The organism is Pseudomonas sp. NPDC085632, assembly GCF_044541255.1.
Classification (GTDB): Bacteria; Pseudomonadota; Gammaproteobacteria; order Pseudomonadales; family Pseudomonadaceae; genus Aquipseudomonas.
In genome coordinates this window covers 24,925-44,873 of the sequence record NZ_JBITSX010000029.1, presented here as the reverse complement: position 1 = coordinate 44,873, position 19,949 = coordinate 24,925, and the positions used below count along the sequence as shown (strand labels likewise).

25 protein-coding genes are annotated in these 19,949 nt (G+C 60.3%); 17 read left to right on the top strand and 8 right to left on the bottom strand.

The genetic code is table 11. The annotated features are described in order from the left end of the window. Positions 1–25: 25 nt before the first annotated feature. The 4 genes from ACIF4X_RS18505 (at position 26) to ACIF4X_RS18490 (ending at position 2,751) form a co-directional block, all read left to right on the top strand. On the top strand, positions 26–814 hold the full coding sequence (locus ACIF4X_RS18505) for a ParA family protein (protein WP_008077691.1): 789 nt from the start codon (positions 26–28) through the stop codon (positions 812–814). 2 nt (positions 815–816) lie between these two features. Further along, complete coding sequence (locus ACIF4X_RS18500) at positions 817–1,782, top strand: CheW domain-containing protein (protein ID WP_397483240.1); 966 nt, start codon at positions 817–819, stop codon at positions 1,780–1,782. Between the two features lie 90 nt (positions 1,783–1,872). Beyond that, positions 1,873–2,358: a chemotaxis protein CheW gene (locus tag ACIF4X_RS18495; RefSeq protein ID WP_007919980.1), complete on the top strand. Its 486-nt coding sequence runs from the start codon at positions 1,873–1,875 to the stop codon at positions 2,356–2,358. Next, positions 2,359–2,751 (top strand): DUF2802 domain-containing protein, encoded by a 393-nt coding sequence (locus ACIF4X_RS18490; RefSeq protein ID WP_322846361.1) that lies wholly within the window; start codon positions 2,359–2,361, stop codon positions 2,749–2,751. A 90-nt stretch (positions 2,752–2,841) separates the two neighbouring features. On the opposite strand, the gene ACIF4X_RS18485 is transcribed toward ACIF4X_RS18490, so the two are convergent. Together ACIF4X_RS18485 and ACIF4X_RS18480 are read right to left on the bottom strand one after the other, a co-directional pair. Continuing rightward, positions 2,842–3,171, bottom strand: a complete 330-nt coding sequence (locus tag ACIF4X_RS18485; protein ID WP_141128997.1) for an EscU/YscU/HrcU family type III secretion system export apparatus switch protein — start codon at positions 3,169–3,171, stop codon at positions 2,842–2,844. Further along, a complete protein-coding gene (locus ACIF4X_RS18480; protein WP_397483239.1) occupies positions 3,168–4,742 on the bottom strand; it encodes a flagellar hook-length control protein FliK in 1,575 nt (524 codons plus the stop codon). The genes ACIF4X_RS18485 and ACIF4X_RS18480 overlap by 4 nt, the downstream gene beginning before the upstream one ends. Before the next feature lie 197 nt (positions 4,743–4,939). On the opposite strand from ACIF4X_RS18480, the gene ccmA reads away from it, so the two are divergent. The 10 genes from ccmA to ACIF4X_RS18430 all read left to right on the top strand — a co-directional run bounded on the left by ccmA (position 4,940) and on the right by ACIF4X_RS18430 (position 12,321). Further along, a complete protein-coding gene (gene ccmA / locus ACIF4X_RS18475) occupies positions 4,940–5,575 on the top strand; it encodes a cytochrome c biogenesis heme-transporting ATPase CcmA (protein ID WP_397483238.1) in 636 nt (211 codons plus the stop codon). After that, entirely contained in the window at positions 5,572–6,240 is a 669-nt protein-coding gene (gene ccmB, locus ACIF4X_RS18470; protein WP_007919970.1) for a heme exporter protein CcmB, read from the top strand. Before ccmA ends, ccmB begins: the two co-directional genes overlap by 4 nt. 78 nt (positions 6,241–6,318) lie before the next feature. Continuing rightward, the gene (locus ACIF4X_RS18465; RefSeq protein WP_016987487.1) at positions 6,319–7,074 is read left to right on the top strand and encodes a heme ABC transporter permease; all 756 of its coding nucleotides are present in this window, start codon (positions 6,319–6,321) and stop codon (positions 7,072–7,074) included. Beyond that, positions 7,071–7,247 carry a heme exporter protein CcmD gene (ccmD, locus tag ACIF4X_RS18460; protein ID WP_003222944.1) on the top strand — a complete coding sequence of 59 codons (177 nt, stop codon included), beginning with the start codon at positions 7,071–7,073 and terminating at the stop codon, positions 7,245–7,247. The genes ACIF4X_RS18465 and ccmD overlap by 4 nt, the downstream gene beginning before the upstream one ends. After that, positions 7,244–7,699 carry a cytochrome c maturation protein CcmE gene (ccmE, locus tag ACIF4X_RS18455; RefSeq protein WP_397483237.1) on the top strand — a complete coding sequence of 152 codons (456 nt, stop codon included), beginning with the start codon at positions 7,244–7,246 and terminating at the stop codon, positions 7,697–7,699. The genes ccmD and ccmE overlap by 4 nt, the downstream gene beginning before the upstream one ends. A gap of 3 nt (positions 7,700–7,702) precedes the next feature. Next, positions 7,703–9,691, top strand: a complete 1,989-nt coding sequence (locus ACIF4X_RS18450; RefSeq protein WP_397483236.1) for a heme lyase CcmF/NrfE family subunit — start codon at positions 7,703–7,705, stop codon at positions 9,689–9,691. Next, the gene (locus ACIF4X_RS18445) at positions 9,688–10,224 is read left to right on the top strand and encodes a DsbE family thiol:disulfide interchange protein (protein WP_158830022.1); all 537 of its coding nucleotides are present in this window, start codon (positions 9,688–9,690) and stop codon (positions 10,222–10,224) included. Before ACIF4X_RS18450 ends, ACIF4X_RS18445 begins: the two co-directional genes overlap by 4 nt. Then, the gene (locus ACIF4X_RS18440) at positions 10,221–10,691 is read left to right on the top strand and encodes a cytochrome c-type biogenesis protein (RefSeq protein ID WP_064117385.1); all 471 of its coding nucleotides are present in this window, start codon (positions 10,221–10,223) and stop codon (positions 10,689–10,691) included. The genes ACIF4X_RS18445 and ACIF4X_RS18440 overlap by 4 nt, the downstream gene beginning before the upstream one ends. Then, positions 10,688–11,890, top strand: coding sequence for a c-type cytochrome biogenesis protein CcmI (ccmI, locus tag ACIF4X_RS18435; protein ID WP_397483235.1), 1,203 nt, complete (start codon positions 10,688–10,690; stop codon positions 11,888–11,890). Before ACIF4X_RS18440 ends, ccmI begins: the two co-directional genes overlap by 4 nt. 26 nt (positions 11,891–11,916) lie before the next feature. Next, complete coding sequence (locus tag ACIF4X_RS18430; RefSeq protein ID WP_064117383.1) at positions 11,917–12,321, top strand: hypothetical protein; 405 nt, start codon at positions 11,917–11,919, stop codon at positions 12,319–12,321. A gap of 66 nt (positions 12,322–12,387) precedes the next feature. On the opposite strand, the gene ACIF4X_RS18425 is transcribed toward ACIF4X_RS18430, so the two are convergent. The 3 genes from ACIF4X_RS18425 to ACIF4X_RS18415 all read right to left on the bottom strand — a co-directional run bounded on the left by ACIF4X_RS18425 (position 12,388) and on the right by ACIF4X_RS18415 (position 14,814). Further along, entirely contained in the window at positions 12,388–13,266 is an 879-nt protein-coding gene (locus tag ACIF4X_RS18425) for a LysR family transcriptional regulator (protein ID WP_397483234.1), read from the bottom strand. A gap of 144 nt (positions 13,267–13,410) precedes the next feature. Further along, positions 13,411–14,130, bottom strand: a complete 720-nt coding sequence (locus ACIF4X_RS18420) for an SDR family oxidoreductase (protein ID WP_397483233.1) — start codon at positions 14,128–14,130, stop codon at positions 13,411–13,413. Positions 14,131–14,157: 27 nt separating this feature from the next. Then, the gene (locus ACIF4X_RS18415; RefSeq protein WP_397483232.1) at positions 14,158–14,814 is read right to left on the bottom strand and encodes a peroxiredoxin-like family protein; all 657 of its coding nucleotides are present in this window, start codon (positions 14,812–14,814) and stop codon (positions 14,158–14,160) included. A gap of 220 nt (positions 14,815–15,034) precedes the next feature. Here ACIF4X_RS18415 and ACIF4X_RS18410 point away from each other — a divergent pair, with 220 nt between their 5' ends. Next, positions 15,035–15,247: a type II toxin-antitoxin system HicA family toxin gene (locus ACIF4X_RS18410; RefSeq protein WP_108226823.1), complete on the top strand. Its 213-nt coding sequence runs from the start codon at positions 15,035–15,037 to the stop codon at positions 15,245–15,247. Further along, positions 15,247–15,651: a type II toxin-antitoxin system HicB family antitoxin gene (locus ACIF4X_RS18405; protein ID WP_122844880.1), complete on the top strand. Its 405-nt coding sequence runs from the start codon at positions 15,247–15,249 to the stop codon at positions 15,649–15,651. The genes ACIF4X_RS18410 and ACIF4X_RS18405 overlap by 1 nt, the downstream gene beginning before the upstream one ends. A 69-nt stretch (positions 15,652–15,720) precedes the next feature. On the opposite strand, the gene ACIF4X_RS18400 is transcribed toward ACIF4X_RS18405, so the two are convergent. After that, positions 15,721–16,887 (bottom strand): MFS transporter, encoded by a 1,167-nt coding sequence (locus tag ACIF4X_RS18400; protein ID WP_397483249.1) that lies wholly within the window; start codon positions 16,885–16,887, stop codon positions 15,721–15,723. 262 nt (positions 16,888–17,149) lie between these two features. Between ACIF4X_RS18400 and ACIF4X_RS18395 the strand changes: the two genes are divergently transcribed. Beyond that, on the top strand, positions 17,150–17,770 hold the full coding sequence (locus ACIF4X_RS18395) for a hypothetical protein (RefSeq protein WP_397483231.1): 621 nt from the start codon (positions 17,150–17,152) through the stop codon (positions 17,768–17,770). 240 nt (positions 17,771–18,010) lie between these two features. Here the strand turns inward: ACIF4X_RS18395 and ACIF4X_RS18390 are convergent, their stop codons facing one another. Further along, positions 18,011–19,009: a sulfate ABC transporter substrate-binding protein gene (locus ACIF4X_RS18390; RefSeq protein ID WP_397483230.1), complete on the bottom strand. Its 999-nt coding sequence runs from the start codon at positions 19,007–19,009 to the stop codon at positions 18,011–18,013. 105 nt (positions 19,010–19,114) lie between these two features. After that, entirely contained in the window at positions 19,115–19,939 is an 825-nt protein-coding gene (locus ACIF4X_RS18385) for an ion transporter (RefSeq protein WP_007919942.1), read from the bottom strand. Positions 19,940–19,949 lie beyond the last annotated feature (10 nt).

Here is a 19,949-nt window from a genome sequence, read left to right as displayed (position 1 = left end):
ATATCGGCCGGGAGGAACGAACTGAATGAGAGTCTGGGCAGTCGCCAATCAAAAGGGTGGTGTCGGTAAAACCACATCTTCCATCGCTTTAGCCGGATTGCTGGCCGAGGCGGGCAAGCGCGTGGTTGTGGTCGATCTCGACCCGCACGGCTCGATGACCAGCTATTTCGGCTACGACCCCGACAGCCTGGAACACAGCAATTACGACCTGTTTCTGCACAAGGGCAGCGTGCCGCAAGGTCTGCCGGGGCAGTTGCTGTTGTCGACCAGTGACGAACGTATTTCCCTGCTGCCGTCGAGCACCGCGCTGGCGACGCTTGAGCGTCAGTCGCCTGGGCAGAGTGGCTTGGGTCTGGTGATCGCCAAGAGTCTGGCGCAGCTATGGCAGGACTTCGATTACGCGGTCATCGACAGCCCACCGTTGCTAGGCGTGCTGATGGTCAACGCCCTCGCAGCGAGCCAGCAACTGGTGATCCCTGTGCAGACCGAACACCTGGCCGTCAAAGGTCTGGAGCGCATGGTCAACACCCTGGCGATGATCAACCGCTCGCGCAAACAGGCGCTGCCGTTCAGCATCGTGCCGACCCTGTTTGACCGCCGCACGCAAGCCTCGATGCATACGTTGCGTGTGCTGCGTGACAAATTTCCCGACGAGATCTGGCAGGGTTACATTCCGGTCGATACCCGTCTGCGCGATGCCAGCCGTGCCGGTGTCACGCCGTCGCAATTCGACGGCAAGAGCCGTGGCGTGCTGGCCTATCGCGCGCTGCTCAAGCACCTGTTGGCGCAACAACTTGTTCCGCAGGTGGCGTGAGCATGAACCGCCCAATCAAGCTCACATCGCGTCCGCAATTGGCGCTGCAGTCTTATCTGGATAATTTGCTGCTGGAAATTCCTGAAGAGCTGCCGCCGGTCATTGAGGCGCAGCCTGAAATCGTGGAAAGCACCGAGGCGCTGGACGAGTTCCAGGCTGCGGTACTGGAAGAGCAGGCACGTGATGCGCAGAAGGCTGCCCGGCCTGCTGCGCCGGTTGCCGCGCCTGCCGCCGCAGCGGTGACCAAAGCACCGATTGCATTGATCGAAGAAGCCGAGCCGGTTCGCGCATCGATCTCGACACTCGCACCGCTGCTGCAAACCCAATTGCTGAAAACCGCGCCGGAACCGGCAGTGGTCGAAGCGGCTCCAGCACCTGCTCCGGTCGCGCCCGCGCCCATCGAGCAGACGTTGGTCCCGCCGCTGGTGGAAGTGCATCTGCCGCCGAACAATACGCCGCCACCGGTGGAAACCGATGGCCGTCCGGCCTGGGCCTCGGAAGCGTTCGAATGCCTGCTGTTCGACGTCGCCGGGCTGACGCTGGCCGTGCCGCTGGTGTGCCTCGGCTCGATCTACTCGCTGGCCGGCCACGAGCTGACGCCGTTGTTCGGTCAGCCGGAATGGTTCCTCGGGATCCTGCCGAGCCAGGCCGGCAACCTGAAAGTGCTGGATACCGCGCGCTGGGTCATGCCGGATCGCTATCGCGATGACTTCCGTCAGGGCCTGCAGTACGTGATTTCGGTACAAGGTTACGAGTGGGGCCTGGCGGTGCATCAGGTCAGCCGCTCGTTGCGTCTGGACCCGAATGAAATCAAATGGAGAAGTCACCGGGGTCAGCGGCCATGGCTCGCCGGCACCGTGATTGAGCACATGTGTGCATTGCTTGACGTTTCCGCACTGGCCGAGTTGATCGCCAGTGGTGGGGCAAAGCACCTGAGCGGCCACAAGCCGCTACATAAACCGACATAGCAGCCGACATAACAATCAGGCGACGGCATTGTTGAATGCCGCCACACAGAACACACACCGCCCAGAGCGGTTTTTTCGAGGGGTCAGGGTATGAGTAGTCAGGCGACGAATGCAAAAGGTTCTGAAGATCCGATCCTGCAATGGGTAACCTTCAAACTGGATAACGAAACCTACGGCATCAACGTGATGCGCGTTCAGGAAGTGCTGCGCTACACCGAGATCGCTCCGGTGCCGGGCGCGCCAAGCTACGTGCTGGGCATTATCAACCTGCGCGGTAACGTGGTCACCGTGATCGACACCCGTCAGCGCTTCGGCCTGAACAGCGGTGAGATCAGCGACAACACCCGTATCGTCATCATCGAAGCCGACAAGCAAGTCGTCGGCATCATGGTCGACAGCGTGGCCGAAGTGGTTTACCTGCGTCAGTCGGAAATCGAGACGGCGCCGAACGTCGGCAACGAAGAGTCGGCCAAGTTCATCCAGGGCGTGTGCAACAAGAACAACGAGTTGCTGATCCTGGTCGAGCTGGACAAGATGATGAGCGAAGAAGAATGGTCGGACCTGGAGAACATCTGATTGATTCTCGAGGTCGCGGTCATTGTCCTGTTCCTCTTCTGGGCAGGCACGCTGGCAATGTTTGTGTCGTACATCAAGGCGCAGCGCGTAATCGCTGCGCAACAGGCTCAGGGCGATGCGCTGCGTGATCAGCGCATCAAGGACCTGGCCAAACGTGTCGACGATTACCAGAACGGCAACGTGCGCATGGGCGAAGCCCTGCATGAGCTGCGCGCGGTCGTCGGTCCATTGCCGGACAAAATCGTTCAGCTGGAACAGCGCGATCCATCGAGCCTGTCATTCGCCCAGGCGGCGAAGCTGGTGGGCATGGGCGCAAGCGTTGATGAACTGACTCAGTCCTGCGGGTTGACCCAGGCTGAGGCGGAGTTGATGCGCAAGTTGCATAAGAACTAGAAGCAAGATCAAGAGATCGCAGCCTTCGGCAGCTCCTACAGATATCTCATGTAGGAGCTGCCGAAGGCTGCGATCTTTTGCTTTTAAGGCTTAGTAATCATCGCCGCGCAGGGTCACATCCTTCTCGACCATCGGCGCATTCGGGTCCTGTCCCTCGGGGAATTTGCCCTTCAGATTCCACGCAAACGCGATGATTTCGGCGATGGTGCGGTACAGCTCTTCGGGAATGCTGTCGCCCAGTTCCATGCGCGCCAACAAGCGCACCAACTCGGCATTTTCATAAATCGGCACTTCGCAATCGCGCGCAATGCGCAGGATTTCTTCGGCCAGTTCGTCATCACCTTTGGCGGTGAGTGTCGGGGCGTGGTTGCCGTCGTATTTGAGGGCGATGGCCTGGCGTGGGGCAGTGGAATCGTTCATGCGGTTTCGTCGACCCAGCGGTGTTCGAGGCGGGTTTGGTTGCCTTGCGGCGGCGTGCCGAGGTGGCAGTCGATGTCGCCGACGTTGAGCCCGCGATCAAGCAGGCGCTGGCGCAGGGCGAACAGGTTGTTTTCGATCAGGTCTGCGGTGTACGGCCGTTCGGCCCACAGTTGGCTGGACAGGCTGCCGGCGATCAGTTGCGCCTGAATCTGCATCGGCCCGAGCGGTTCCATGTCGAACGCCAGATCGACGCGCCACAGTTGTTGCTTGGGTTCGCGCTCATCGCGACGTTCGTTCGGTTGCGGTTCGCGCTCCGGCGCTTCTTCACGCTGGAACTTGACCTGCAGTGGCACGATGTCCTGCAGGTTGCGCATGGGGATTTCCAGTTGCCAGGTGCTGAGCAGACGCCCGTCGTCGGTGACGCCGGTCTGCTCCAGGCTCGACAGTTGATGGCTTTGCAGGCGCGAAACAGCGGCAGCAGCGAGGCGCAGCAATTGCTCCAGATCGCCTTCGCCTTCCAGGCTTTGCAGCAAGCGGTCGGGCAGTGGGAAGCTGCTCGGTACCGGTTTGGCACTGACCTGGCCGAGCATGCCAAGGGCGTTGCGGACGAAGCTTGGCAGCGCTTGCGCCAAGGTGTTGGCGGCGATGATCGCGTTGAAACTGGTGCTGCTCGGCAGGCCCGGAGTCAGTTGTGCAATCAGCTTGAGCAGGTCGGCCTTCATGTCCGGTGCCAGCGTCGGATTTTGTCCGGTCAGCAGTTTGGCTTCGAGAAACGCGCCGCTGTTGGCCAGCGCCAGTGCCACGCCTTTGGCGGTGCTCAGTTGTTGCACGTCCGGCAGGCTGGCGAGCAGTTTGTCGACCACTGCGCGCAAATCCTGCGATGTCTGATCGGTATCGCTCGGCAGATTTTGCAACGCGCTCAGTAAACCCGTCAGGGATGCCTGACGACTTTGTTGACCGACCAGTTGCTGACTCACGGCCAGTTGTTCCTGACGGCTGCTCATAGGCAGGAATTTGAGGGTTTGTGAATCTTCCACCAACGCCGACAGCAAAGTGCCGATGCGCAGCGGCTGTGGGCTGTCGATGGTCAGCGTGCTGCCGCTCTGCGCGGTATTGAGCAGAGTGACCAGCGAACGGAATACCGCGGCTTGCCCCGGTGTCTGCGGCAGCGCCTGCGAGGTCAGCACTTTGCCTTGCAGTAGCGTGCCGGCCGGCAATTGCGCGGTGTCGATGCGGGTGAGGGCGGCGACGCTGCTGGCAATCGCCTGTTGCACGGTAATCGCCAGGTTGCCCGCTGATGGCTGGGTGATCGCCAGACTGGTGCCTTGCGGCAACGGCAGGTTGCTGGTCGCTTGCACGGTGGTCTGGCGGCCGCTGTCCAGCGTCACCTTGAGCAACAGTTGAAAGGTCTGATCCGCCTGCTTGAGCGACAACACCTCGGCCTTGGCGCTTTGCCCGGCGCCGATCAGGCCTTCGACCGGGGTCAGCAGCTTGAGCAGCTCACCGACCTGCGGGCGAACGGTCGCCGGGGTGGTGGGCGGGAGCGGGAGGATGTTCATTTCGCCTGTCATACGCGGACACAACCTGAGGAAAATGCACTCTTGAGAGTAAGGCACGGCATGTATAATGCCGCCCGTCTTGCGCTTCGTTCAAAAAACATAGCAATTGTTTGACCCAGCTCTCTAGATCGAGCCGTCAATGCATCTATGCTGCATCTCTTTAACGGCCGCGCCAGAGCCGACTTGAACCGTATAAGGCCCGTGATCCCTTGACCAGTCCTGTCCTGCAAACCGTTGCCCTCGCGTGTGAACGTGATCTGCGGCTGCTCTTCGAAAATCTCGAATTGAGACTCGCCAGTGGCGATATGGTGCAGATCAGCGGACCCAACGGCAGCGGCAAGACCAGCCTTTTGCGCCTGTTGTCCGGGCTGATGCAGCCGACCGCCGGGCACGTCCTGCTCAATGGCCAGCCGCTGACCGAACAACGCAGCGAACTCGCACGCAACCTGCTGTGGATCGGCCATGCCCCCGGGATCAAGGATTTGCTTACCCCGGAAGAGAACCTCTCCTGGCTCTGCGCCCTGCATCATCCCGCCGAACGTGACGCCATCTGGCAAGCGCTGGCAGCAGTAGGATTGCGCGGTTTCGAAGATGTTCCCTGCCACAGCCTGTCCGCCGGTCAGCAACGCCGTGTGGCGCTGGCGCGTTTGTATCTGGACAGCCCGCCGCTGTGGATTCTCGATGAGCCGTTCACCGCGCTGGACAAGCAGGGCGTGGCGCAGCTCGAAGAACATCTGGCCGGGCACTGCGAGCGCGGTGGTCTGGTGGTGTTGACCACGCACCACACGCTGAGCCGGATGCCGGCCGGTTATCGCGACATCGATTTGGGGAACTGGGCAGTATGAGTGTGTTTGGCCTGTTGGTTGCCCGTGAGTCCCGACTGCTGTTTCGCCGCCCGGCGGAGCTGGCCAATCCGCTGATTTTCTTCGCCATCGTCATCGCGTTGTTCCCTCTGGCCGTCGGCCCGGAAACTCAAGTGTTGCAAAACCTGTCCCCCGGGTTAGTCTGGGTGGCGGCGCTGTTGTCGGTCCTGCTCTCGCTGGACGGGCTGTTCCGCAGTGATTTCGAAGACGGGTCCCTGGAACAGTGGGTCCTTTCGTCGCACCCGCTGCCACTTCTGGTCTTGGCCAAGGTGCTGGCACACTGGCTCTTCTCCGGACTGGCACTGGTTTTGCTCTCACCACTGCTGGCGTTGATGCTCGGTTTGCCTGCCGCCTGCCTGCCGGTTTTGCTGCTTTCGTTGCTGCTGGGGACACCGGTGCTGAGCTTGCTCGGCGCGGTGGGCGCGGCGCTGACGGTCGGTTTGAAACGCGGCGGCCTGTTGCTGGCGCTGCTGATTCTGCCGTTGTACATCCCGGTGTTGATCCTTGGCAGTGGCGCCTTGCAGGCTGCCTTGCAAGGCATGCCGGCGACCGGGTATCTGCTGTGGCTGGGTAGCCTGACCGCCCTGGCGATCACCCTGACACCTTTTGCAATAGCTGCTGGCCTGAAGATCAGCGTCGGCGAATAATGAGGTCTGGTTAAAATTTAACCAGCAAAGACCCTGAGACTGCTCACACCGATGAGCGGCACCCGTGATGGAAACAGTATGAACTGGACCTGGTTTCACAAGCTCGGCTCGCCCAAGTGGTTCTACGGCATCAGCAGCAAGTTTTTGCCGTGGTTGAGCATTGCAGCGTTGCTGCTGATTGGCGTCGGTGTCGTTTGGGGCCTGGCCTTCGCGCCGCCGGATTATCAGCAAGGCAACAGCTTTCGCATCATCTATATCCACGTACCTGCCGCGATGCTCGCTCAGTCGATCTACGTGATGCTGGCGGTGTGCGGTGTGGTCGGGCTGGTGTGGAAAATGAAACTGGCCGACGTCGCCCTGCAATGCGCCGCTCCGATCGGCGCGTGGATGACCGCTGTAGCGCTGGTCACCGGGGCGATCTGGGGCAAACCGACCTGGGGCTCGTGGTGGGTCTGGGATGCGCGCCTGACCTCGATGCTGATTCTGCTGTTTCTGTATTTCGGCGTGATCGCGCTGGGCAATGCCATCAGCAACCGCGACAGCGCCGCCAAGGCCTGCGCCGTGCTGGCCATCGTCGGCGTGATCAACATCCCGATCATCAAATACTCGGTGGAGTGGTGGAACACCCTGCACCAGGGCGCGACCTTCACCCTCACCGAAAAACCGGCGATGCCCGCGGAAATGTGGTTGCCACTGCTGCTGACGGTGCTGGGTTTCTACTGCTTCTTCGGTGCCGTGCTGTTGCTGCGCATGCGTCTTGAAGTACTCAAGCGCGAAGCGCGCGCCAGTTGGGTAAAAGAAGAAGTGCAGCACAGTCTGGAGGCCGCTCGATGAGTTTTGCTTCATTCGGCGACTTCCTCGCCATGGGCCATCATGGCCTGTATGTCTGGTCGGCCTATGGCATCTGTCTGGCGGTACTGATCCTCAACGTGGTGGCGCCGATTGCGGCCCGCAAGCGCTATCTGCAACAAGAGGCGCGTCGTCTGCGCCGGGAGAACGGCAAGTGAATCCGCTGCGCAAGAAACGTCTGATCATCATTCTGGCCATTCTGGTCGGGGTCGGCGCTGCCGTCGGCCTGGCCCTCAGCGCCCTGCAGCAGAACATCAATCTGTTCTACACGCCGACCCAGATCGCCAACGGCGAAGCGCCGCAAGACACGCGCATCCGTGCTGGCGGCATGGTCGAGAAAGGCTCGCTGCAACGTTCGCCGGATTCGCTCGACGTCAAATTCGTCGTCACCGATTTCAACAAGTCCGTGACTATCGTCTATCGCGGCATCCTCCCGGATCTGTTCCGCGAAGGGCAGGGCATCGTCGCCCTCGGCAAGCTCAACGCCGACGGCGTGGTGGTGGCCGATGAAGTGCTGGCCAAGCACGACGAAAAGTACATGCCGCCGGAAGTGACCAAAGCCTTGAAAGACAGCGGTCAATCCGCGCCAACGCCTGCGAAGGAGGGTTGATCGATGACGTCGACGATTTTTATTCCTGAGCTCGGTCATCTGGCGATGATTCTGGCGCTATGTTTTGCACTGGTTCAGGCCGTGGTGCCATTGGTCGGAGCCTGGCGCGGTGACCGGTTCTGGATGAGTCTGGCGCAGCCGGCCGCGTGGGGGCAGTTTGCGTTTCTGCTCTTCGCCTTCGGCATTCTGACCTACGCGTTCATGACCGATGACTTCTCCGTCGCCTACGTGGCGAACAACTCCAATACCGCATTGCCGTGGTATTACAAATTCAGCGCGGTGTGGGGCGCCCACGAAGGGTCGTTGCTGCTGTGGGCGCTGATCCTCGGCGGGTGGACTTTCGCGGTGTCGGTATTTTCGCGTCAGTTGCCGCAGGTGATGCTGGCGCGGGTGCTGGCGGTGATGGGCATGATCAGCACCGGTTTCCTGCTGTTCCTGATCCTTACGTCCAACCCGTTCAAACGCATCCTGCCGCAAATGCCGAGCAATGGCGCTGACCTCAATCCGTTGCTGCAAGACATTGGCCTGATCGTTCACCCGCCGATGTTGTACATGGGCTATGTCGGCTTTTCGGTGGCGTTCGCCTTCGCCATCGCCGCGTTGATGGGCGGTCGACTCGATGCAGCGTGGGCACGCTGGTCGCGGCCATGGACTATCGTCGCCTGGGCCTTCCTCGGCATCGGCATCACCCTCGGTTCGTGGTGGGCTTACTACGAACTCGGCTGGGGTGGCTGGTGGTTCTGGGACCCGGTGGAAAACGCTTCCTTCATGCCTTGGCTGGTCGGCACCGCGCTGATTCACTCGCTGGCGGTCACGGAAAAACGTGGCGTGTTCAAGAGCTGGACGGTGTTGCTGGCGATTGCCGCGTTTTCGCTGAGCCTGCTCGGGACGTTCCTCGTACGATCCGGCGTGCTGACCTCGGTGCACGCGTTTGCCTCCGATCCGGAGCGCGGCGTGTTCATTCTGATCTTCCTGTTGTTTGTGGTTGGTGGTTCGTTGACTTTGTTCGCCCTGCGCGCACCGGTCGTGAAGAGTCAGGTCGGTTTCAACCTGTGGTCGCGGGAAACCCTGCTGCTGGGCAACAACCTGGTGCTGGTGGTGGCCGCGTCGATGATCCTGCTCGGCACGCTCTACCCGCTGATTCTCGATGCCCTGAGCGGTGCGAAAATGTCGGTCGGCCCGCCGTACTTTAACGCACTGTTCATTCCGTTGATGGCGTTGCTGATGATGGTCATGGCGGTCGGCGTTATCGTCCGTTGGAAAGACACGCCGGTGAAATGGCTGGGCAGCATGCTCACGCCAGTGCTGCTCGGCAGCGTCGCGCTGGCGGTGGTTGCCGGTGTCGCTTATGGCGATTTCAACTGGGCAGTGATCGCGACCTTCCTGCTCGCAGCATGGGTGTTGCTCGCCGGTGTACGCGACATTTTCGACAAGACCCGCCACAAAGGCCTGATCAAAGGTTTGCCGACGTTGACTCGCAGCTATTGGGGCATGCAGATCGCCCACCTCGGCATCGCTGTGTGTGCGTTGGGCGTGGTGTTGTCGAGTCAGAACAGTGCCGAGCGCGACCTGCGTCTGGCGCCGGGCGAGTCGATGGACCTGGCCGGTTATCACTTTGTCTTCGAAGGCGCCAAACACTTCGAAGGGCCGAACTTCACCTCGGACAAAGGCACCATCCGTGTCATTCGTGACGGTAAGGAAGTCAGCGTACTGCATCCGGAAAAACGTCTGTACACCGTGCAGAACTCGGTGATGACCGAAGCCGGCATCGACGCCGGTTTCACCCGTGACCTCTATGTCGCCCTCGGTGAACCGCTGGAGAACGGCGCGTGGGCAGTGCGCGTGCACGTCAAACCATTCGTGCGCTGGATCTGGTTCGGCGGCTTGCTCACAGGTCTGGGTGGATTGCTGGCGGCGCTCGATCGACGGTATCGGGTCAAGGTGAAAGCCAAGGTGCGTGAAGCGCTGGGCATGACGGGAGCGGCTGCATGAGACGTTGGCTGATGCTGGTGCCACTGGCGATTTTCCTGCTGGTGGCGGTATTTCTTTATCGCGGTCTGTACCTTGATCCGGCGGAACTGCCGTCGGCGATGATCAACAAGCCGTTCCCGGAGTTTTCCCTGCCAAACGTGCAGGGCGACAAGAACCTGACCAAGGCTGACATTCTCGGCAAACCGGCACTGGTCAATGTCTGGGGCACCTGGTGCATTTCCTGCCGGGTCGAGCATCCGGTGCTGAACAAACTCGCCGAGCGCGGCGTGGTGATCTACGGCATCAACTACAAGGACACCAACGCCGATGCCTTGAAGTGGCTGGCTGAATTCCACAATCCGTACGTCCTGGACATCCGCGACGACGAAGGCTCGCTGGGCTTGAACCTCGGTGTGTACGGCGCGCCGGAAACCTTCTTCATCGACGCCAAGGGCATCATCCGCGACAAGTATGTCGGCGTGATCGATGAACAGGTCTGGCGCGAAAAACTCGCCGCCAAGTATCAGGCGCTGGTCGATGAGGCCAAGCCATGAAGCGTTTTTTAGCGGCTGTGGTGTTGGGCTTGAGTCTGGCCGGTGTCGCCCATGCCGCCATCGATACGTATGAGTTCGCCAAAGAAGCTGATCGCGAGCGTTTCCGTGAACTGACCAAGGAACTGCGTTGCCCCAAGTGTCAGAACCAGGACATCGCGGACTCCAACGCGCCAATTGCCGCTGACCTGCGCAAAGAGATTTTCCGCATGCTCGGCGAGGGCAAGGACAACCAGCAGATCATCGACTTCATGGTCGATCGCTACGGTGATTTCGTCCGCTACAAACCGGCGCTCAATGCCAAGACTGCGCTGCTGTGGTTTGGTCCAGCCGGTTTGCTGCTTGGTGGATTGGTGGTGATCGCGGTGATTGTTCGCCGTCGTCGCGGGCAACGCACCGAAACCCCGCAATCGCTTAGCGCCGATGAGCGTCAGCGCCTCGACCAACTGTTGGATAAAAACCAAGAATGATTGATTTCTGGCTTGCCGCAGGGCTGTTGCTTCTGGTCGCCCTGAGTTTTCTGCTGATCCCGGTGCTGCGCGAACGTCGCGCCCAGCGTGAAGAAGATCGGACTGCCCTGAACGTTGCACTGTATCAGGAGCGTGTCGCCGAGTTGCAATCGCAACAGGCGGAAGGCGTGCTCGACGCTGCGCAAATGGACAGCGGCCGCGCCGAGGCTGCACGTGAATTGCTGGCAGATACCGAAGGTGTTGCCGCACCGCGCGTGTCGAAACTGGGTAAACCAATGCCGCTGCTGGCAGCGGTCCTGGTGCCAGTGTTGGGCCTGGGTCTGTACATGCACTTCGGCGCTGCCGACAAGGTCGAACTGACCCGCGAATTCGCCCAGGCACCGCAGTCGATGGAAGAGATGACCCAACGTCTGGAACGTGCGGTCGCGGCGCAACCGGATTCTGCCGAAGGTCTGTATTTCCTCGGCCGTACCTACATGGCGCAAGAGCGCCCTGCTGACGCGGCGAAGATGTTTGAACGCGCCGCCAACCTTGCCGGTCGTCAGCCGGAACTGCTCGGCCAGTGGGCGCAGGCGCAATATTTTGCTGACGGCAAAAAGTGGTCGGCGAAGATCCAGGCGCTGACCGACGAAGCGCTGAAGGCCGATCCTAAAGAAGTCACCAGCCTCGGCCTGCTCGGCATCGCTGCGTTTGAAGGCGAGCGTTATCAAGAAGCGATCGACTACTGGAATCGCTTGCTCGCGCAATTGCCGCCGGAGGACAGCTCCCGCGCCGCGCTGCAAGGCGGGATCAAACGCGCCGCCGAGCGCTTGGAAGCCAGTGGCGGCAAAGTCGCTCAGGCACCGATAGCCGCGAAGGCCGCGCTGTTGAAAGTCAGCGTCGATCTGGCCAGCGAACTCAGAGGCAAAGTGCAACCGGGTGACAGCGTGTTCATCTTCGCCCGCGCCACCTCCGGCCCACCCGCGCCATTGGCAGCCAAACGTTTGACCGTGGCCGATCTGCCGGTGACCGTTGAACTGGGCGATGCCGACGCAATGATGCCGCAGTTGAAACTGTCGAACTTCCCTGAAGTCCAACTGGTTGCGCGCATCTCACGCGCCGGCCAACCGACTGCCGGCGAGTGGGTCGGTCGCAGCGGCCCTCTGGCCAGCAGCAGCACTGCGCTACAAAAACTGACCATCGACAGCCCGGACAAATAGCCGGGGCACAACAGGAAAGCACCGCCATGCACACCATCGCCCGAATCACAGTCCTCACACTGGCCCTGGGCTTGAGTGCATGTGCGGTGCAACGACCGGAACCGACCACCAACCTGCCGCCGATCCCGCCGTCGCAGCCGAGTCCGACGCCGTCGACCTCGCCGACCCCAGGCAAAAGCATCCCGGCAAAACCGACCAAGCCCGTGCCGCGCACCTCGGCCAGCTTCGCCCCCCCACCGGGCGGTAACAGCCACTGGGACCAGAAACTCGGCGTCTACGTCCTCGACGACCAGACCAACACCTTCTACCGCCAACGCACCTACTACCGCTGGAACAACGGCTGGAGCCGCTCGATCAGCCCGAACGGCCCGTGGGAAGACACCAACATCCACGGCGTACCGCCGGGGCTGGGCAAGCAGTTCGGGCAGTGAATGCAAACGGCGATCTTAGGATCGCCGTTTTTTTGTCTGTTGTTTGACTACGTTCACGGGCATTGGCTAGGCCAGCACCCCCTGAACATACTCAACAAACGCCCGCGCCTTGGCGCTCGCCATTCTCCCCGTCGGAAACACCGCCCATAAATCCAGATCGGGCAGGGTCCAGTCGTGCATGACGGTTTTCACCGCGCCGCTGGCCAGTTCCGGGGCGAACATCCACTCGGAAGCCAGGGTCAGGCCCTGATCGGCCAGTACGGCTTCGCGCACACCTTCGGCCGCGCTGACGCGCAGGCGTCCGCTGATGATGACTGATTGTTTCTCCGTGCCTTTGGCGAACTCCCAGGTGCTGCCCCCTCCGAGGTTGTAGACGACCGCCTGGTGTTTGCTCAGTTCGGCGGGGCAGCTCGGTTCGCCCTGCCTGGCAAAGTAGGCCGGTGTGCCAAGCACCACGCGGCGGCAGTCGGCGATCTTGCGGGCGGTGAGTCCTGAGTCGGTGAGTGCACCCATGCGGAAGGCAACGTCGATGCCTTCTTCAACCAGGTTGATGTTGCGGTCGTCGAGCATCAGGTCGATGTTCAGTTGTGGATGCTGATCGAGGAACGGCCCCAGTTGCGGCACGATGTGCAGGCGGCCGAAGGTCACGGCGGCACTGATGCGCAGGTTGCCGCTCAGGCCGCTGGCGATGCCTCGCGCAGCGTTGTCGGCCTCATCGGCTTCTTCGAGGGCGCGTTTGGCCCGTTCGAAAAAGGCCAGTCCGGCCTCGGTCGGGGTCAGGCCTCGGGTCGAGCGCAGGAGCAGGCTGACGGCCAAGCGTTTTTCCAGATGCGCGATGGTTTTCGAGACGGCGGGCTGGCCAATGTTCAGACGTCGGGCGGCGGCGGAAAACGAGCCGGTTTCGACGACGCAGACGAAGGTTTCCATGGCGGCGAGGCGGTCCATCAATGCTCCTGTACAAATCTGGATTTATCGTCGATTCCTGTGGGAGCGAGCCTGCTCGCGAAAGCGGTGTATCAGCAACATCAATGTGTCTGACATACCGTATTCGCGAGCAGGCTCGCTCCCACAGGGGATTCGGTGTGTTGATTAGAATGTGGCTTTGCCGACTGAGGCGCCGCCATCGACAAACAGGGTTTGCCCGGTGATGAAGCCGCTCTGCTCGGACAGCAAAAATGCAATCGCTGACGCAATCTCTTCCGGCTGACCAAGCCGTCCCATCGGCACCCCGGCCAGATAGCGTGCTTCGCCTTCACTGCCCGGCGGATTGTTGGCGCGGAACAGTTCGGTTTCGGTCGGCCCCGGTGCCACGGCGTTCACGGTGATCCCGGTCTGCGCCAACTCCAGCGCCCACGAACGGGTAAAACTGACCAACGCCGCTTTTGCCGCTGCATACGCTGTGCGCTGGGTAATCCCCAGCACCGTGAGGCTGGAAATATTCACCACCCGACCCCAGCCTCGTGTGCGCATCCCCGGCAGCAGCGCCTGAGTCGCCTGCAACGCCGAATGCAGATTCAGCCGCATCACGTCGTCGAAGGCGTCCAGATCGATATCACCCAACGCCTGCGGTCGCACCAGCCCGACGTTGTTCACCAGCCCGTCGAATTCATACGTGCGCGCCAGCTCCGCCAACACTTCGCCGGTCAGCTTGCGATCGCTCAGGTCCAGAGGAAACAGAATGCCCGGAAAGCTCAGATCCGGCTGGCGAGCAATCCCCACCACCCGATGCCCGGCGCGATCCAGATGCTCGGCCAGCGCCCGGCCAATGCCTTTGCTGGCGCCGGTGATGAGGAAAGTACGTCGGGTCATGGCAACTCCAGGGCATGGAACATCGATTCAGCCGCGCAATGCATCCAGCATCGCTTCAGGCTCGGGACGCTGAGTGTAATCCGGGTTGACCTCGGCGTAACGAATCACGCCATCCTGACCGATCACATAACGCGCCGGCATCGGCAAGGTCCACGCGGGATCGTCGTTGAAGGTCGGCAGGTCGTTGCGCAGATTCTTGTACAGCTCGATCAAATAGTCTGGCAGTTCAAAGCGTAGCCCGAAGGCTGCCGCCACGTCATTGCGCGGGTCGCTGAGGATCGGAAATTGCAACTCGTTGATGCGTTGCGACTTACGGCTGTTGGCAGCGATCTGCGGTGAAATCGCCAGCAGGCTCGCCCCGGCGTCCTGAATCGCCGGCAGAAAAACCTGGAGTGCCTGCAACTCCATGTTGCAGTAAGGGCACCAGACGCCACGATAAAACGTCAGCACCAACGGCCCCTGCGCCAACCGGTCGGCGGACGAGAGCGGGTTGCCCTCAGGGTCTTTCAGGGTGAACAGCGGCGCCGTGTCGCCGACCTTCAACGCACGGCTGGCGGCATCAGAGGCGATCAGTTCGGCGGTGGCGCGTTCCATCACCGGGTGGATATCGGCCGGGGCGTTGTAAGGTGGTTTGCCGGCCTTGAAGTCGGCTTTGAAGGCATCGAGTTTTGCTTGCAGCGTCATGGTCGGAAGTCCTGAAGAAGCGCCGGTAGTGGCTGGGTTCAAGAGTGACCGTAAGGGGCGCGCGGGGGAACGCAGGTGCGGGGCATAGCATTCATGCTCGGCGGGAATGAATAAAAACTCACACTCTGCAAAACAACCGGACGTCGCTTTGCGGTTTTCTGTGCTTGAGTAAAGATAACTCTAGGGTTATTTTTAAAAGACCAGGCCAAGGAGGCGATTGGTGCAGAGCAGGCAATTGATCAAGGAGCTGGAGGAGGCTGGGTGGGTGCTGGATCGGATCACTGGCAGTCATCACATCTTCACTCACCGATACAACCCGTACACGATTCCCGTCCCTCACCCGAAGAAGGATTTGCCACTGGGGACGGTCAAAAGCATCAGGAGGCGTGCCGGGTTGTACAACCCGCCAGCCAGTTACCAAGGAGATCCATAATGCAATATCCAATCTGCATTGAATGGGGTGACGAAAATACCGCCATCGGTATTCAGATCCCCGATATTCCCGGCGCCGTTACGGCAGGGGACAGCTTTGAAGATGCTTACAATGCGGCGGTTGAAATCGCCCACATCATGCTGCAAGAAATTGCGGCGGACGGTGAGTCGATTCCTATGCCGACATCGGCATCTGCTCATCGCAGTAATCCGGAATTCGCCGATATGGGCTGGGGCATGCTGGAACTGGATATCTCGCCGTATCTCGGCAAGACCGAGAAGGTCAACGTGACGCTGCCCGGTTACGTGATCCAGCGAATCGATCGTTATGTGCGCGAACACAACGTCAAAAGCCGCTCCTCCTTTCTGGCGGACGCGGCGATGGAGAAACTGGTTCGATATTGAACGTCATCGCTCCCCCAGGCTCAGTGAATAACCTGTGGGAGCGAGCTTGCTCGCGAAGCTTTTAACGCCTTACGCCGTTGCCAATGAACCACGCTGCGAAACACTCAAAAACCGCAACAACGCCAACAACGGAAACACACTGCCCACAATCACGATCCACAACCAGCCGCCATGCTCGTACACCGCACTGGCCACCGATGAGCCGAAGGCGCCGCCGATGAAGATGCTGGTCATGTACAGCGCGTTCAGTCGACCACGGCTTTTTGCGTCCAGCGAGTAGACCGCGCGCTGGCCGAGGACCATGTTCATCTGCACGCAGAAGTCGAGCACCACGCCGGTCACGGCCAGGCCGATGACGCTGTAGGCCGGGTGAATGAAGGCGGGCAGGAAGCTCAGGCTGGCGAACAGCATGGCCAGCAGCGAGGCGATGCGGGTGTGACCAGCATCAGCCAGGCGCCCGCTGATTGGCGCGGCGATGGCACCAATGGCGCCGACCAAAGCAAAGATCGCGATTTCGCTTTGTGACAGGCCATGGTTACGCGCCAGTTCCAGCGGCACCGCCGTCCAGAACAGGCTGAACGTGGCGAACATGCAGCCCTGATAAAACGCGCGCTGGCGCAATACCGGTTGCTGACGCAGCAGCGTCCACAGCGAACCGATCAGTTGGCCGTAGGTGGCGCTGTGATCCGGTTGGCGCTTGGGCACGGTCAACGCCAGTACCACGCTGATCGCCGCCATCAACGCGGCAGCAATCATGAACATCGCCCGCCAACCGAAGTGGTCGGCGACCACACTCGACACCGGCCGCGCCAGCAAAATACCCAGTAGCAAACCGCCCATGATCCCGCCAACCACACGACCACGGGATTCTTCCGGCGCCAAGTGTGCGGCCAAAGGAATCAGGATCTGCACCGACACCGAACTGAAGCCCACCAACAACGAGATCAGCAGGAACACATTCGGCTGATCGGTAAACGCCGCCGCCAGCAGACTGGCAATCGCCACCACCGTAGTGATGATCATCAACCGGCGGTTTTCCAGCAGATCACCCAGCGGCACCAGGAAGAACAGGCCCAGCGCATAACCGATCTGCGTCAGCGAGACGATGAAGCTGGCCATGGTGTCGCTCAGGCCTATGTCCGGCGCGATCAGACCGATGATCGGCTGTGCGTAGTAGATGTTGGCAACAATCGCGCCGCAGCAGAAGGCGAACAACAGCACCATGCCTCGGGTCATTGCGTGAGTGGTGGTCATAAGGTTTCTCGATCCAGCGAAAGGGGAATGCGATGAGACTATGGGACAGACCGGGCGGGTAGAAGACGCCGGCGGTTGATATCAGTTATTCCGTTGCGGAATGACCGGATGCTATCGGCCTGTCATCCAGCGGCAGACCTTGCGTCCGACCGTTGAGGGTCGATGATACATTCACTTACATCCTGTTCGATAGCGTGCTTATGTTTGCATCGGCTTGTTCAACGTTCATCACCGGAGGATTGCAATGTTTCGTCAGAGGCTTCGCCACACCGCAACGATTGTCCTGATCAGCCTGCTCGGCGCGATGAGCGCACAGGCCGCCGACGCACCGGGCATGCGCCTCGGCGTGCGCGGCGAGATCACCGGGGTCAGCGCCGACAGCTTGAAAGTCCACGTCAACAGCGGCGAGAACGTGGTGATTCACTTGACCGGTGACACCAAAGTTCGCGCGGTCACCCTGGCCAATATCGAGGACATCAAACCCGGCAGTTACATCGGTTCGGCGGCAATGCCACAGGAAGATGGCACGCTGAAGGCGCTTGAGGTTCATGTGTTTCCGCCAGAGCTGGCGGGTAGCGGCGACGGGCATCGGCCGTTCGATCTGGCCAAGGGCAGCAGCATGACCAATGGCAGCGTCGGCGATCTGGTGGTGAGTAACGGGCGGGTGCTGACGGTGAACTACAAGGGCGGGCAGCAGAAAATTCTGGTGCCGGAGGATGTGCCGATCGTCAATTTGATGCCGGGGGATCGGAGTTTGCTGAAGGTTGGGGTGAAGATCGTTACGTTCGTCACGCAGGGTGCGGATGGCACGCTGACGGCGCAATCGATTTCTGCGGGTAAGGATGGGGTGACGCCGCCGATGTAAAAGCCCCTCACCCTAACCCTCTCCCAGAGGGAGAGGGGACTGATTGCGGGATGCATGAGAGGTACGCCGACCTGAACGTGCTGTGGTGAATCCATAATCGATAAGGTCTTTCAGGTCGATGTAACTCGCGAGACACCTCGGTTGGCCCCCTCTCCCTCTGGGAGAGGGCTGGGGTGAGGGTAAAGCGGCCACAAAAAAAGGCGACCACTTCGGATCGCCTTTTTCATGCCAACCTAAGCCTTACTGCCCACTGTAAATCTGATCGAAAACCCCACCATCATTGAAGTGAGTCTTCTGCACCGTGCGCCAGTCACCAAAGGTCTTCTCAACCGAAAGGAAATCAACTTTCGGGAAACGATCGGTGTACTTCGCCAGCACCGCCGGATCACGCGGACGCAGGTAGTTTGCCGCCGCAATCTCCTGACCTTCCGGCGACCACAGGTACTTCAGGTACTCATCCGCCGCCGCACGCGAGCCTTTCTTGTCGACCACTTTGTCGACCACCGATACCGGCGGCTCAGCCTCAGCCGAAACGCTCGGGTAAACCACTTCGAACTGATCACGACCAAACTCGCGGGCAATCATTTCCGCTTCGTTTTCGAAGGTCACCAGCACGTCGCCGATCTGGTTGGTCATGAAGGTAGTGGTCGCCGCGCGGCCACCGGTATCCAGCACTGGCGCTTGCTTGAACAGTTTGCCGACGAAATCTTTGGCCTTGTTCTCGTCACCACCGTTCTTCAGCACGTAACCCCAGGCTGACAGGTAGGTATAGCGGCCGTTACCCGAGGTTTTCGGGTTTGGCACGATCACTTGCACGCCATCCTTGAGCAGATCCGGCCAGTCTTTCAGGGCTTTCGGGTTGCCTTTGCGCACGATGAATACAGTGGCCGAAGTGAACGGCGCGCTGTTGTTCGGCAGGCGCGTGACCCAGTTCTCCGGCACCAGTTTGCCGTTGTCGGCGAGGGCGTTGATGTCGGTGGCCATGTTCATGGTGATGACGTCAGCGGGCAGGCCATCGATCACCGAACGCGCTTGCTTGCTCGAACCGCCGAAGGACATCTGCACGGTGATGTTTTCGTTGTGCTCGGCTTGCCAGTGTTTCTGGAACGCAGTGTTGTAGTCCTTGTAGAAATCGCGCATCACGTCGTAAGAAACGTTGAGCAGCGTCGGGGCTGCCTGAGCGATGTTGGACAAGGCCAGGCCGGCGGCGAGAAGTGAGGCGCCAAAGAGTTTTTTCACTGCGCATTCCTTGTTTTATCTGTGTAGGAGCTGGGGGGTGATATTCAATTGCCACTGACTATAACGGGGCACGCATAGTCGTTTAAAGATTAAAAAGCTCTTTGCTTATTCCAGTTTCTTGAACAACGCATTGCCACATCGCGAGCAGAACGCGGCGCCATGTTCGTGGCTGTTTTTCTTGCACACCGGGCAGTCGTGTTGCAACTGTTCACCGCGCATGGCGTTGGCCAGTTCGGCGGTGAAAATCCCCGTCGGTACAGCGATGATCGAGTAACCGGTGATCATCACCAGCGAAGAAATCACCTGGCCCAGCGGCGTCTTCGGCACGATGTCGCCGAAGCCCACCGTAGTCAGCGTGACAATCGCCCAATAGATGCCTTTGGGAATGCTGGTGAAGCCATGCTCCGGGCCTTCGATCACGTACATCAGCGTGCCGAACACCGTCACCAGCGTGCAGACACTGACCAGAAAGACGACGATTTTCTGTTTGCTGCCGCGCAGCGCCGACATCAAATAGTTGGCTTGCTTGAGGTACGGACTGAGCTTGAGCACGCGGAAGATCCGCAGCATGCGGATGATCCGAATGATCAGCAGGTACTGCGCATCGCTGTAATACAGGGCGAGGATGCCGGGCACGATCGCCAGCAAATCCACCAGCCCGTAAAAGCTGAAGGCATAGCGCAACGGCTTCGGTGAGCAGTACAGACGCAGGATGTACTCGCCGAGAAAGATGATCGTGAAGCCCCACTCGATGTAGGCCAGCACGTCGGCGTAGTTCTGGTGAATGCTGTCGATGCTGTCGAGCATCACGATCACCAGACTGGCGAGGATGATCAACAGCAAGATGCCGTCGAAGCGACGCCCGGCGCGGGTGTCGCTCTGGAAAATCATGACGTAAAGCCGTTCGCGCCAACTGTTGCTGCTGTCCATGGATAACGCC

Coding starts and splice junctions, on each gene's coding strand:
- ACIF4X_RS18505 (WP_008077691.1), top strand. CDS start 26: ATGAGAGTCTGGGCAGTCGCCAATCAAAAGGGTGGTGTCGGTAAAACC.
- ACIF4X_RS18500 (WP_397483240.1), top strand. CDS start 817: ATGAACCGCCCAATCAAGCTCACATCGCGTCCGCAATTGGCGCTGCAG.
- ACIF4X_RS18495 (WP_007919980.1), top strand. CDS start 1,873: ATGAGTAGTCAGGCGACGAATGCAAAAGGTTCTGAAGATCCGATCCTG.
- ACIF4X_RS18485 (WP_141128997.1), bottom strand. CDS start 3,171: ATGAACGATTCCACTGCCCCACGCCAGGCCATCGCCCTCAAATACGAC.
- ACIF4X_RS18480 (WP_397483239.1), bottom strand. CDS start 4,742: ATGACAGGCGAAATGAACATCCTCCCGCTCCCGCCCACCACCCCGGCG.
- ccmB (WP_007919970.1), top strand. CDS start 5,572: ATGAGTGTGTTTGGCCTGTTGGTTGCCCGTGAGTCCCGACTGCTGTTT.
- ACIF4X_RS18465 (WP_016987487.1), top strand. CDS start 6,319: ATGAACTGGACCTGGTTTCACAAGCTCGGCTCGCCCAAGTGGTTCTAC.
- ccmD (WP_003222944.1), top strand. CDS start 7,071: ATGAGTTTTGCTTCATTCGGCGACTTCCTCGCCATGGGCCATCATGGC.
- ACIF4X_RS18450 (WP_397483236.1), top strand. CDS start 7,703: ATGACGTCGACGATTTTTATTCCTGAGCTCGGTCATCTGGCGATGATT.
- ACIF4X_RS18445 (WP_158830022.1), top strand. CDS start 9,688: ATGAGACGTTGGCTGATGCTGGTGCCACTGGCGATTTTCCTGCTGGTG.
- ACIF4X_RS18440 (WP_064117385.1), top strand. CDS start 10,221: ATGAAGCGTTTTTTAGCGGCTGTGGTGTTGGGCTTGAGTCTGGCCGGT.
- ccmI (WP_397483235.1), top strand. CDS start 10,688: ATGATTGATTTCTGGCTTGCCGCAGGGCTGTTGCTTCTGGTCGCCCTG.
- ACIF4X_RS18430 (WP_064117383.1), top strand. CDS start 11,917: ATGCACACCATCGCCCGAATCACAGTCCTCACACTGGCCCTGGGCTTG.
- ACIF4X_RS18425 (WP_397483234.1), bottom strand. CDS start 13,266: ATGGACCGCCTCGCCGCCATGGAAACCTTCGTCTGCGTCGTCGAAACC.
- ACIF4X_RS18420 (WP_397483233.1), bottom strand. CDS start 14,130: ATGACCCGACGTACTTTCCTCATCACCGGCGCCAGCAAAGGCATTGGC.
- ACIF4X_RS18415 (WP_397483232.1), bottom strand. CDS start 14,814: ATGACGCTGCAAGCAAAACTCGATGCCTTCAAAGCCGACTTCAAGGCC.
- ACIF4X_RS18405 (WP_122844880.1), top strand. CDS start 15,247: ATGCAATATCCAATCTGCATTGAATGGGGTGACGAAAATACCGCCATC.
- ACIF4X_RS18400 (WP_397483249.1), bottom strand. CDS start 16,887: ATGACCCGAGGCATGGTGCTGTTGTTCGCCTTCTGCTGCGGCGCGATT.
- ACIF4X_RS18395 (WP_397483231.1), top strand. CDS start 17,150: ATGTTTCGTCAGAGGCTTCGCCACACCGCAACGATTGTCCTGATCAGC.
- ACIF4X_RS18385 (WP_007919942.1), bottom strand. CDS start 19,939: ATGGACAGCAGCAACAGTTGGCGCGAACGGCTTTACGTCATGATTTTC.